Source organism: Candidatus Methylomirabilota bacterium (genome assembly GCA_027293415.1).
In the GTDB taxonomy this organism is placed as follows: domain Bacteria; phylum Methylomirabilota; class Methylomirabilia; order Methylomirabilales; family CSP1-5; genus CSP1-5.
Window position 1 is genome coordinate 1 of the sequence record JAPUFX010000186.1, and the last position, 12482, is coordinate 12482.

Below are 12482 nucleotides of genomic sequence, written 5' to 3' on the forward strand. Positions count from 1 at the left end.
GGCAAGGATCCAGGCCCTTTACCCGCACTCAGATGGCAGGAGGTTCATCGCAGGCCGAATAGGAGCGGGCGCTCGGCGTCCATAGGTCATGTGCACATGACTCCACCGCGGAATGAAGTGGCACGAACACGACTATACCCTCTAAAACTATAATGAAATTCAGAGGTTTTCGCAAGAGATTTCCCAGACCACAAAATGATCCGTTGACCGGGGTCCCCGAGTGAGACTCTCGAATCTCCCGGCAGTTCAACGGCCCACCCTCGTTTTTTTTCTCCCAGGACCGTCCGCTCAATCCACCACAATGGCAAGGAATACTTCGGACTTCGCATGTCTCCGGCGGCCCGATTCGCCTTGACAGTTTCGAGTCACGCTTCCTATACTGCCCTGTATCTTTGCGCAATTCTGTGAGGAGGTCATGGCTCGGATACGGTTTGGAACATCGGGTTGGCGGGGGATCATCGCCGATGATTTCACCTTCGCCAACGCACGGGTCGTGGTCCAGGCCATCGCCGACCATCTGAACGCAGCAGGTCTCGAAGGGCGAGGGATCGTGGTCGGGTATGATTCCCGCTTCCTCGCAGAACGATTCGCAGAAGAGGCGGCAAAGGTCCTCACCGGGAACGGAATCCACGTTTTTCTGTGTGATCGGGATACGCCCACCCCTGTCGTTGCGTACGAGACCGTGCGACGGGAAGCAGGAGGAGCCATTACCGTGACCGCTTCTCATAACCCACCGGAGTGGGGTGGGATCAAATTTTCCATGGCCACCGGTGCTCCGGCACTGCCCGACGTCACGCAGTTCATCGAGGCCAAGGCCCACGAGCGGTGGACGGGTCCCCAGGTAGAGGTCTTGGAGCTCGAGGCGGCAGAGAAGGCGGGGCTCCTCACGATGATTGACCCGCTGCATCCTTATCTAACGCACCTTCGTCGCCTCCTGGATTACGAGACTATCCGCCGCGCAAGGTTGAGGGTCGTGGTAGACCCGCTCTTCGGAACCGGCCGGGGGTATCTGGACGCGGCCTGCCGGGATGCAGGGTGCGAGGTCGAAGTCCTCCATGACTGGCGGGACCCCCTGTTCGGGGGCGCCCCACCGGACCCGGGACCCAAGCGGCTTGCCGAATTGGGGGAGCGGGTGCGACGCCGAACGGCCCACCTGGGCCTTGCCACCGACGGGGACGCCGATCGCTTCGGCATCGTGGACAGCGACGGCACGGCTGTCAGCGCCAACCAGATCCTGGCGCTGCTCTTGAAACACCTCCTCACCACGCGCCCCCTCCAGGGGGGGGTCGCACGCTCTGTGGCGACCACACATCTGTTGGATGCCGTCGCAAGCCAGTATCGCGTTCCGTTATACGAAACCCCCGTCGGATTCAAATACCTCGGTGAATTGATCAGCGAGGAGAAGGTCATCCTCGCTGGCGAAGAGAGTGCCGGACTCTCCATTCGTGGCCATGTCCCAGAGAAGGATGGAATCCTGGCGTGCCTGCTCGTGGCTGAATTAGTGGCGAACCGGGGAGGGCTATCTCTGCGGCAGCTCCTGGATGAGCTGTATACGGAGGTCGGCACTTTCCTTTCCCGGCGGATCGATCTTACCCTGAGTCCCGAGGAGCGGGAACGCCTCCTACCGAAATTGGAGGAGCCTCCGCACCAACTCGTCGGGCGTGTGGTTAAGGAGGTGCAGCGGGTCGACGGGACCAAGTTGCTATTCGAGGATGGCAGCTGGATCCTGATCCGGCTCTCCGGAACGGAGCCGGTGGTCCGTCTCTACGTGGAAGCAAAGAATCCCCAAGACTTGGAGAGGCTCACCGAGGCGGGGCAAGAGGTGGTGTACGGTTCATGAGTCACATTGCCCACATCCATGCCCGCGAGATCTTGGATTCCCGGGGGAACCCGACGGTCGAGGTCGACGTCACCTTGGAGAGCGGAGCCTTTGGCCGGGCAGCAGTCCCCTCGGGAGCCTCCACCGGAGAGCGAGAGGCGGTGGAGCTTCGAGATGGAGACGCCCAGCGGTACTCGGGTCGGGGAGTCCAGAAGGCAGTCGAACATGTCAACACGCTGATCGCCCAAGATATTATCGGACTGGAGGCGCTCGACCAGCCCCTAGTGGACCAGACCCTGTGCCGTTTGGATGGCACCCCCACGAAGGGCAAGCTCGGCGCGAACGCCCTTCTTGGGGTTTCCCTCGCCGTCGCCAAGGCAGCGGCGGAGGAAACCGGCCTCCCGCTCTACCGGTATCTCGGGGGGGCGGCGGCCCGGGACCTTCCGGTCCCCCTCATGAATATCCTCAACGGGGGAAAGCATGCCGACAATAACGTAGATTTCCAGGAATTCATGATCGTCCCGCTCGCCGGTGGACGGTTCGCCGAGGCGCTCCGGATTGGGGTCGAGGTCTTCCATAGCCTGCGGGCCGCATTGAAAAAGCGAGGCTACAGCACCGCCGTCGGAGACGAGGGAGGCTTTGCCCCTGATCTTCGTTCGAACGAAGAGGCGGTAGAGCTGATTCTTGAAGCCGCCACACAGGCCGGCTATCACCCAGGCCGGGACCTCTTTGTGGCGCTCGATCCGGCGGCCAGCGAGTTTTACGAGGGTGACCGGTATCATCTCCTCGCCGGGAACAAGGTCAAGCTCAGTCGAGAAAAGATGGTGGACTTCTACGCCCGGTGGGTCCAGCAGTATCCAATCGTGTCCATCGAGGACGGCATGGCCGAGGGAGACTGGGAGGGATGGGCGCTCTTGACGGCGGCCCTCGGCGATCGGGTCCAGCTCGTGGGGGATGACCTCTTCGTGACGAATGCCGCGATCCTCCGCGAGGGAATCGCCCGGGGAATTGCCAACGCCATCCTGATCAAGGTAAACCAGATCGGCACCCTGACCGAAACCCTGGAGGCCATCGCTATCGCAAAACAGGCAGCGTACGCCACCGTGATTTCCCATCGCTCGGGGGAAACGGAAGATACCATAATTGCCGACCTCGCCGTGGCAGTGAACGCCGGACAGATCAAAACCGGCTCTGCCTCCCGGACCGACAGGACGGTCAAGTACAATCAGCTGCTTCGCATCGAAGAGGCGCTGGGGCCGGCGGCCCGATTTCCCGGGGCGGAAGCCTTCCGCCACTTCCGAGCGCGGTGATGACGAAGCGGGACCGCACACTGTGTGAGACTCAACGACCGCGGCGTGGCCTGATCCTGGTCCTCTGCTTCTTGGGCCTTCTGCCCCTCCTCTCGCTGTCGGGAGATCGGAGCCTCCTTCAGCTTTACCGGATGGCACGGCTCAAGGCAGATCTGGCGCAGCAGATCGAGGCACTCAAGCGCGAGAATGCACTGTTCCGGCAAGAGGTCGACGCGCTGCGCCGTTTTCCCTCCCAGGCTGAGGAGATCGCCCGGCGGGACCTGGGCCTGGTTCGGCCCGGGGAAATCGTCTACCAGTTCCGGAAACGCTAAGCCGCACCCGCCATCCCTTCCTCTCATGACGGTGCCTTTGGAGGACCCTCACCCACCCAATCATCTTGGAACCTCAACTGCCTGGGTCGGTCCCCGAACCCCGCGACCGGCGTCTGCACCTTCACGATTGGAGTCCTGCCCCAAGCTCCCATGAAACGCTGATAAAGACGCTGCCAGCCCCCATTCAGGCAAGGAAGTTTTGTCTAGAATTCCGGACAAATGTCTGGTGATTTAGACAGCGAATAGGGAGAGCATATCCGATGATCATTCATCGTCCCCTTGATCACATCCTGTCGGCACGAAGTCAGATTGCCGTCCTCCGGGTGCTTCTCGACTCCGCCCACGGCCTCACTGGTCGGGAAATTGCGCGGCAGGCCGGCATGAACCACCAAGCCTGCATCGAAGCCCTCTCCCGCTTGGAGGCCCTCGGCCTTCTTCGGCGACAGCGGGTGGGCCGTGCCCACCTGTTTACTCTGAATCGAGAACACGAGCTGATCGCCAGGGGAATTGTGCCGTTGCTGCAATTTGAGCGACGGTTCGAGGACCGATTGAAAGACGTGCTTCGACGCCACTTCCAGGACGTAGCTCTCTCGGGCGCCATCTTCGGCAGCGTCGCCCGCCGCGAAGAGGTGCCGGAAAGCGATCTCGACATATGCCTGGTGGTGTCATCCCCCCAGGCGAAGGAGAAGGCCCACGCGCGGGTACAGGAGGTGGCGGCCATCATCTGGAAACGGTTCGGGGCCCGTCTGTCCCCGATCATCCTCACCCGGGACGAGTTTCGACGTCGTAATGCCAAAAGGGATCCACTGGTCCGAACGTTGTTGCGCGAGGCCCAGCCGTTCCTCGGCGGGCAACTGGTGCGGCACATAGATGGCCAGAAGGCGTAAACGGGACCGCGTGGATCTCCACCGAAGCCTGGACTATCTCCGGGTCGCGGACAACTTTTACCAGGGGGCGGAGGTCGCACGGGAGTTCGAGTATTGGAACGCGGCTGGCGTATTGATCATCCACGCGGCCATCGCGTACGCTGATGCCATTACCATCAAAGTCGCGGGAATAAAATCAAGGGGAGAGGATCACCGCGATCTCGTAGACCTCATCGAGGAGGTCGTCGCTTTGGACGCTCAGGGGAGGGCCGCTGTCAACCAGTTGCGCCGATTGATCCACGAGAAAAGCCTGGTCTCGTACAGTGGTGAAGTCTATACTCGGGCAGACATCACGCGCCTGGGAAAGCTCGTGGAGCGGTTCCGAAGCTGGGAATGCGGGTGGGGTCAGGTCTACAAAGTTGACTTTAACTAAATTCGGTGGTAGGCTGCGGGTCATCTCAGGGAATGCGGGTGGGGTCAGGTCTACAAAGTTGACTTTAACTAAATTCGGTGGTAGGCTGCGGGTCATCTCATCGCGAGGCGATCATGACCCGACCATTGCGACTGCAATATCCCGGGGCGCTGTATCACATCACGGCAAGAGGCAACGAACGGAAGGCCATCTTTCGGTCCGATGCTGATCGCGAAGCCTTCCTTACCCTCCTCGCTCAGACGGTGGATCGCTACCGCCTCCTCCTGCATGCGTACGTCTTGATGGGCAACCACTATCATCTTCTCGTAGAGACACCGGAAGCCAACTTATCCCTGGCCCTGCGGCACCTCAACGGTGTCTACACGGGGTATTTTAACCGGGTTCACCGTCGGAGCGGGCACCTCTTTCAAGGACGCTATAAGGCTATCGTCGTAGAGAAAGAAGGTTATCTATTGGAACTGTCCCGCTATATGCATCTGAATCCGATCCGAGCCCGGCGGGCTGTGCGGTTGGGGAGGTATCCCTGGAGCAGTTATCTGGCCTACATTGGGAGACGCCAGGCGCCGGTTTGGCTGACGAGGCAGGCGGTTTTGGGATATTTTGGGAGAAACCTTTCGAGGGGCCAGAATGCCTACCGGACATTTGTGGCGGAGGGGATTCGTCGAGGCGTGGAGCGGCCTTGGGAGCAGGTGATCGCGCAGGTGGTTTTGGGGGGGCCGCAATTTGTGCGCTTTGTTCGCGGGAAAGTGACGCGGGGACGGGACCGGGAAGTGCCGAGTCGAAGGCAACTGGAGGCCCGGCCAACGTACAACGAAATCCGACGGGAGGTCGAGGCGGCGTTACCGGAGTTGCTGCGCCTGAAAACGGGGGGGCGGTCCGATCCAGGGAGAGCCGTTCTGTTCTACTTGGGACGCGAGAGAGGGGGGTTGTCGCTTAAGGCCCTGGCCGGATCGTTGGGGGTGGAAGAATCGACAGTGAGTCACGCCGCGGGCCGGGTAGCGAGGCTCAGAAGGGAAGATCCGAATTGGGATCGGGTTCTCCGCAATATAGAAAGAAGGATAATTTCAAATCTATAGACCTGTCCCCGTTCTTTGTTGTTTTTGTTGTGTGTGTTGCCAGGGAGCACCGCGTTGAGGGTTGAAGGACGGTTGCAGCGTGGGTGGCTGAGCAATAGGTGACTGGAACACTCGTGAAACGCATAGATTACCCGAACGATCGCTCGATCTGCCATCGGCATGTACACCATTTTCGTGCAGTCTAATTCACCCGGAGGCTGAGATTAGACGTCCTGAAGTGTTCCGTTCTTGGCGGAGAGGTGAATGGAGGTTCTAGATGGCGCAATCCGGCCGAAGCTGGTAACCTGTTTCTCAACAGGCGGCTGAACGATGTAATGAAGGCGCGTTAAGGCTGGAACGAGGAACGTGGATTCGAGTGACGGACCTGAGGCGAGGCGAGCGAGGTGATTGTCCTGAGCGTCCAGCTTCTCGTCACCGGCGCCTTGCTGATCGGAGCAACGCACGCCACCGAACGGACGGAGAATTGGCAAACCACCCTGGGCCGGGATCATCCGCTCACCGGGCGCATCTGGGATGTGGCGGCTGCTCGCTTCATTGACCCTGCAACTCTTGTGGAGCGCCTGGCCCTAAGCCGGTTCGTCCTGCTCGGCGAGAAGCACGACAACCCGGATCACCATCGGCTTCAGGCATGGCTGCTCCGCGCCATGATCGCCGCCGGACGCCACCCCGCCATAGGATTCGAGATGTTCGACATTGACCAGGGGCCAGCCATTGTCCAGCACCTGGCCGTCGCACCAACCGACGCCGCCGGTCTCGCGGACGCCGTCCACTGGGACCGCTCCGGCTGGCCAGACTGGGCGCTCTATCAACCGATCGCCGAGGTCGCCCTGGAGGCAGGACTTCCGATCGTCGCGACGAACATTCCCCGGGACATGGCGCAGGCCCTCGGGCAAAAAGGTCTGGCTGCGGTGGAAGCCGGGACGGTGACCCGGCTGGGCCTCGACCAGCCGCTCACCCCTGAGACCCACGCGGAAATGGCAGCCGAGATCCGCGACGCCCACTGCGGCTTTGCCTCGGCATCAACGGTCGAAGCCATGATCACCGTGCAGCGGGCTCGAGACGCACAAATGGCCGACAGTCTCGCCGCAGCCGACCGGCAGGACGGTGCTGTGCTGATCGCCGGCTCCGGGCATATCCGAAAGGATCGTGGCGTCCCGGCTTCCCTCGCCCGCCGGAGGCCCGGGGCAACGGTCGTCAGCTTGACTTTTCTGGAGGTCCGGAAAGGCGAAACGGAAACCGGGGCGTACGCCTCAGATTTCGGGCCTGGCCCGCTTCCTTTCGACTACGTTTGGTTCACCCCGCGCGTGGATGATTTAGACCCGTGCGAGAAATTCGAAAAGCAGCTCGAGGGCTTACGGAAGGAAGATGAAGGCGTGAATGACTGACGGAAGACGAGAGACAAGCCAGATAAAGGAATATGTCCTCAAGACGTTCAAGGCCCCGGTGGATCTGTCGGCCTACGAGGCCGAGCTCAATCCCGCTCAATTGCAGGCGGTGACCGCTGGTCGCGGGCCCCACCTGGTGATTGCAGGCGCCGGCAGCGGCAAAACCCGTGTCATCACCTACCGGGTGGCTTACCTCATCGATCAGGGGACGAACCCTTCCCGGATCCTGCTGGTCACCTTCACCAACAAAGCGGCCCGCGAGATGCTGCGGCGAGTGACTGAGGTGACCCGGGGCGACAGTACCCAGGTTTGGGGGGGAACATTCCACCATATCGGCAATATGATCCTTCGCCGTCATGCCACCCTCGTCGGCCTCACGAACAGTTACACCATCCTCGATCGCGAAGACGCCAAAGAACTCCTCCAGGTGTGCGTGACCGATCTGGGGATTTCTGTGACGAAACATCGCTTTCCTAAAGGAGATGTGCTCCAAGACATCCTCAGTACCGCCATCAACGCTGAGCGTTCGGTCGCCCACGTCCTGGAAGACCGCTACCCCTTTTTCACCCTCTTTGAGGCGGAGATCCTTGCGATCGGCCGGCGGTACCGGGAGCGAAAATTCAAGGACAACCTGGTCGACTACGATGACCTCCTCTCGCTCTGGCTCCGCCTGTTGAAGGAACATCCCGAGGTGCTGGACTCTTACCGGCAGCGGTTCCTCCACGTTCTCTGCGACGAGTATCAAGACACCAATGCCATACAGGGGGAAATCCTGGACCTGCTGGCTTCGCATCACCGGAACCTCATGGTCGTGGGGGATGACGCCCAATCGATCTTCGCCTTCCGCGGGGCGAAGTATGCCAATATCCTCCGCTTCACCGAGCGCTATCCCGATGCCCAGGTCCACAAGCTGGAGACCAATTACCGGAGCACGCCGGAAGTGCTCGACCTGGCCAATGCCAGCATCCTCCACAACATCGACCAGTACCACAAGACCCTGAGACCGGTTCGACCGTCTGGGCCAAAGCCTGCCCTCACCTCCCTCACCGATGAGGAGGAGCAGGCCGCCTTCGTCGCCCAACGCGCGCTGGAGCTCCGGGATGAGGCAATTCCCCTCAATGATATGGCCGTGCTGTACCGGGCCCATTTCCAGAGTATTCAACTGCAGCTGGAACTGACGAGGCGGGGCATCCCCTTTGACATCCGTTCCGGACTCCGGTTCTACGAGCAGGCCCACGTGAAGGACGTGGTCGCCTACCTTCGGATCGTCGTTAACCCCAAGGATGAGCTGGCGTGGAAGCGCGCGGTGAAGCTCCACCCGGGTATCGGCAATGCCACGGCTGAGCAGATCTGGCAGGCAGTCGCTAGTCAAAGTGGGCAACTGGATTTAGAGGCACTCAAGGCACTCGCGCCACATCTGGGGTCGAGAGCCCGGCGAGGGTTCCAGGAGTTCTTGACCTTGTTGACCAGGCTCTTTGCCCTGCCCCAGGCTCCCGCCGAGATGATCGACACCGTGCTCGACGGTGTCTACCAGGAGTATCTGAAGACGCGGTACCCCAACTGGGCTTCTCGGCTCGAGGACTTGCAGCAACTGGCGACCTTCGCCCTGCGCTATCCTTCACTGGAGGCGTTTCTCACGGAACTCTCCCTCACCGGGGTGATCACCGGCGAGGATGTGGTGTGGGATGAGCCCCGGGATGAACTTTTGATCCTATCGACCATTCACCAGGCCAAGGGCCTGGAGTGGAGCGTGGTCTTCCTTATCTGGCTAGTCGACGGCTGGTTTCCTTCTGCAGCGGGGCTCCGCGAGGAGGGCGGGCTTGAGGAGGAGCGACGTCTCTTCTATGTGGCGACGACGAGGGCCAAGGAACATCTCTACCTCTGCCACCCGCAACGCGGGACCGATTTCCGCCGGCGGGAGCTCATTCTGAAGCCCTCCCGGTTCGTGCACGAGATCTCGGACAACCTCTACGAGCAATGGCACGTCCGCATGGAGTAAGGAGACGCCACCCTGGCATCCGACACGATCAAGATCGGGACCTCCGGATTCAAGTACGCCGACTGGAAGGGGGTATTTTACCCGGCCAAGCTCCGGGACCAGGATATGCTTGCTTATTATGCCCAGTGCTTTGATACGCTCGAGATCAATTTTACATATTATCAAATGCCGCACCCCAGGACCCTGGAGGCTATGGACAGAAAGGCGGGCGGTGAGGTGACCTTCAGCGTCAAGGCCCATGCCGATATGACCCACCGGCGCGAAAATTTTCAGACCGCTGCGCCCGCCTTTCGCGAGGCCATCCGGGTCCTCGAAGATCGGAAGAGTCTGGGATGCGTCCTGGCGCAGTTTCCCTATAGCTTCTGGAATAAAAAAGAAAACCGAGACCATCTCCTCCGGCTCCGGGAGGCCCTGGCCAGTGTTCCCCTGGTGGTGGAGTTTCGCAACGCGTCCTGGTACACCTCGCCCGTCTTTGCGTTTCTGCGTGAGCAGGAGATGGGGCTGTGTTGTGTGGATGAACCGGAGCTCCCCAAGCTCCCACCGCGCGTCGTCGAGGCGACCAGCGATGTGGGCTACGTGCGCTTCCACGGCCGGGCAACGGAGACGTGGTGGGAGCATCAGGAGGCGTCAGAAAGATACGATTACCTCTACCGCGAGGGGGAGCTCGAGGAGTGGGTGCCCAAGATTGCAACGTTGGCGGACAAGACGAAAATCACCTTTATCTTCTTCAACAACCACCCTCGCGGCAAGGCACCAGCCAATGCGTACCTGATGAAACATCACCTGGGCCTTCCAGTCGGCAGGGTCCCCAGAACCCTCGCCGAGCAGTTCCCTTTCCTGAAGGCGTTCAGCCCCGTGGGGGTTGCCCCCGGTGAGCTGCCGCTGTCATAACCGCGAGATCCCCTTGGGAAATTGAGAAGAGATCAGAGCGAACAGTACCCGATCTCCGGAACCCGAAGCCTGCCCAGGATCGGTTGCACCGGGGAGACGAGTGTGCTACGGTCAAAGGAAGTTCAGGTCAGAAACTTCATTCATAACGAAGGAGGTACTCTATGGCAGCACAAGGCTGGCCTCCGAGAGGTGGGAGGCCTCCCGTGGACATCCGGGAACTCATCGAGCGGTTCCTGGGACCACTTCGCGGCCGACGCGTGCCCTTTGGGGGCATCGGGGGCATCGTGGTCCTCGTGCTGGCGGTGGTCCTTCTCTGGTCGAGCTGGTTCACCGTCCAGCCAGAGGAAACCGGTGTGGTCCAGCGCTTTGGAGAGGTCGTTCGGACGGAGGGCCCGGGTCTGCACTTCAAGATTCCCTACGGGGTTGAAACGGTCCGCCTCATCCCAACAGCGCGAGTCCTCAAAGAGGAGTTCGGGTTCCGGACCGAGGTTCCAGGGCGACGGACCCGATTCTCGCCGAGGCAGTTCCTGAATGAGTCCCTCATGCTCACCGGAGATCTGAACGTCATCGACGTCGACTGGATTGTTCAGTACCGTATCGATGACCCAGGAAAATTCCTCTTCCGAGTTCGGGAGCCGATAGACACGATCCGGGACGTGTCCGAAGCGGTCATGCGGCAGGTGGTGGGCAACCGCCTGGGAAGCGACGTCTTGACCGTCGGCCGGGAAGCCGTCCAAGAAGAAGTCAAGACAGAGATGCAGAAGATTTTGATCACTTACGAGACCGGGGTCCGCATCACCTCGGTCAAGCTCCAGGATGTCACCCCACCAGACCCCGTCAAGCCCGCCTTCAACGAGGTGAACGAGGCACGGCAGGACAGGGAACGGACGATCAACCAAGCCCAGGAGCAAGCCAACCGCGAGATCCCCAAGGCGCGGGGAGAGGCGGGCCGGACCATCGCCCAGGCCGAAGGCTTTGCCCTCGAGCGCGTGAACCGGGCCAAGGGCGAGGCGAACCGCTTTCAGGCCATCCTCGCGGAATATCGGCGGTTCCCTGAGGTTACGCGGAAGCGGCTCTACCTGGAGGCGCTGACCACGATCCTCCCTGCGGCCAAGTCTCTGTACATCGTGGACGCCGACCAGAAGGCCCTGATCCCCTGGCTCTCCCTGGAATCGGGTGTCAAGCAGGCGCCAGGAGGGATGAAGCCATGAAGAGGACGCTCACGATCGCCGTCGGTATCCTCGGACTCCTGGTCTTCCTGGCCCTGTCCGGCGCCTTTTACACCGTGCAGGAGGGTCAGCAGGCCATCATCCTGCAGTTCGGTAAGGTCGTCGGGGACACGGTCACCGAGGCAGGGCTTCACTTTAAGATCCCACTCGTCCAGAAAGTCCTTCTCTTTGAGAAACGGCTCATGATCTGGGATGGGGACCCGGAGGAGATCCCGACCAAGGGGCGCGAGTTCATCAGCGTGGACGCCACGGCGCGCTGGCGGATCGCCGACCCGAGGAAGTTCCTCGAGAGCGTGGCGTCGGAACAGGGGGCCCAATCACGCCTCGATGACATCATCGACTCCGCGGTCCGGAGCCAGGTCTCGGGCAACACGCTGGTGGAACTGGTCCGCAGCGCCTCGTGGGTGATACCGAAGGAGAAGGTGCTCGAGGAGATCCCGGTGGAGCGGGAGAAGGAACTCAAGAAGAAGATCATCCGCGGACGCGAGGAGCTCACCCGCGCCATCCTGGCCGAGGCCCGGAAGGTCGTCCCCCAGTTCGGTATCGAGCTAGTCGACGTCCGCATCAAGCGCCTCAACTATATCCAGAGCGTCCGGGAGAAGGTGTACTCGCGAATGATTTCCGAGCGAAAGCGCATCGCCGCCCGGTTCCGCTCTGAAGGGGAGGGGGAGAGCGCCGAGATCGTGGGCAAAATGGAGAAGGAGCTTCGCCAGATCGAGTCTAATGCGTACCGGCGGGCCCAGAAGATTCGAGGGAAGGCGGACGCCACAGCGACCAAGATTTACGGTGAGGCCTTCGGCAAGGACCCGGAATTCTACGCTTTTTCCCGGACGCTGGAGGCGTATAAGGAAGGACAGAACGAGAACTCCGTGCTGATCCTGACGACGGACAGCGACTACTACCGGTACCTCAAGCAGGCAGTACCGGCCGATAAGCGACCGGCCCGGCGGTAATCCCACGATGACCGTTGACCGACGACCGAAAAAGCCTTTTCGTCACTGACGGTCATCGGATAACGGTCAACGGTCATCGTTAACGCTATACGTTGCGGTCGAAGCTCATCTTCTCGAGCATCCCGTCGAGCTGCTTCTGGGCCACGGCCCGTGCATCCTCCAGCCGAGAGCGTTCCGCCCGCATCGTCCCCAGCTGGTTTTCCTGTTGCT

Annotated in this window: 11 protein-coding genes; all 11 read left to right on the forward strand. The window is 61.0% G+C overall.

Annotated features, from left to right (window positions below):
• The first annotated feature begins 415 nt into the window (after window positions 1-415).
• The 11 genes from O6929_12745 (at window position 416) to hflC (ending at window position 12272) form a co-directional block, all read left to right on the forward strand.
• Window positions 416-1840, forward strand: a complete 1425-nt coding sequence (locus O6929_12745) for a phosphoglucomutase/phosphomannomutase family protein (protein ID MCZ6481247.1) — start codon at window positions 416-418, stop codon at window positions 1838-1840.
• The gene (gene eno, locus O6929_12750) at window positions 1837-3129 is read left to right on the forward strand and encodes a phosphopyruvate hydratase (GenBank protein MCZ6481248.1); all 1293 of its coding nucleotides are present in this window, start codon (window positions 1837-1839) and stop codon (window positions 3127-3129) included. Before O6929_12745 ends, eno begins: the two co-directional genes overlap by 4 nt.
• Window positions 3129-3440 carry a septum formation initiator family protein gene (locus O6929_12755; protein ID MCZ6481249.1) on the forward strand — a complete coding sequence of 104 codons (312 nt, stop codon included), beginning with the start codon at window positions 3129-3131 and terminating at the stop codon, window positions 3438-3440. The genes eno and O6929_12755 overlap by 1 nt, the downstream gene beginning before the upstream one ends.
• A gap of 260 nt (window positions 3441-3700) precedes the next feature.
• A complete protein-coding gene (locus O6929_12760; protein ID MCZ6481250.1) occupies window positions 3701-4327 on the forward strand; it encodes a MarR family transcriptional regulator in 627 nt (208 codons plus the stop codon).
• Entirely contained in the window at window positions 4311-4739 is a 429-nt protein-coding gene (locus tag O6929_12765; protein ID MCZ6481251.1) for a hypothetical protein, read from the forward strand. Before O6929_12760 ends, O6929_12765 begins: the two co-directional genes overlap by 17 nt.
• Before the next feature lie 113 nt (window positions 4740-4852).
• A complete protein-coding gene (locus tag O6929_12770; GenBank protein ID MCZ6481252.1) occupies window positions 4853-5815 on the forward strand; it encodes a transposase in 963 nt (320 codons plus the stop codon).
• Window positions 5816-6198: 383 nt separating this feature from the next.
• The gene (locus O6929_12775; GenBank protein MCZ6481253.1) at window positions 6199-7200 is read left to right on the forward strand and encodes a ChaN family lipoprotein; all 1002 of its coding nucleotides are present in this window, start codon (window positions 6199-6201) and stop codon (window positions 7198-7200) included.
• Window positions 7193-9199, forward strand: coding sequence for an ATP-dependent helicase (locus O6929_12780; protein ID MCZ6481254.1), 2007 nt, complete (start codon window positions 7193-7195; stop codon window positions 9197-9199). The genes O6929_12775 and O6929_12780 overlap by 8 nt, the downstream gene beginning before the upstream one ends.
• Before the next feature lie 33 nt (window positions 9200-9232).
• Window positions 9233-10090 (forward strand): DUF72 domain-containing protein, encoded by an 858-nt coding sequence (locus O6929_12785; GenBank protein ID MCZ6481255.1) that lies wholly within the window; start codon window positions 9233-9235, stop codon window positions 10088-10090.
• Window positions 10091-10251: 161 nt separating this feature from the next.
• Entirely contained in the window at window positions 10252-11301 is a 1050-nt protein-coding gene (gene hflK, locus O6929_12790) for an FtsH protease activity modulator HflK (GenBank protein ID MCZ6481256.1), read from the forward strand.
• Window positions 11298-12272: a protease modulator HflC gene (gene hflC / locus O6929_12795; GenBank protein ID MCZ6481257.1), complete on the forward strand. Its 975-nt coding sequence runs from the start codon at window positions 11298-11300 to the stop codon at window positions 12270-12272. The genes hflK and hflC overlap by 4 nt, the downstream gene beginning before the upstream one ends.
• Window positions 12273-12482 lie beyond the last annotated feature (210 nt).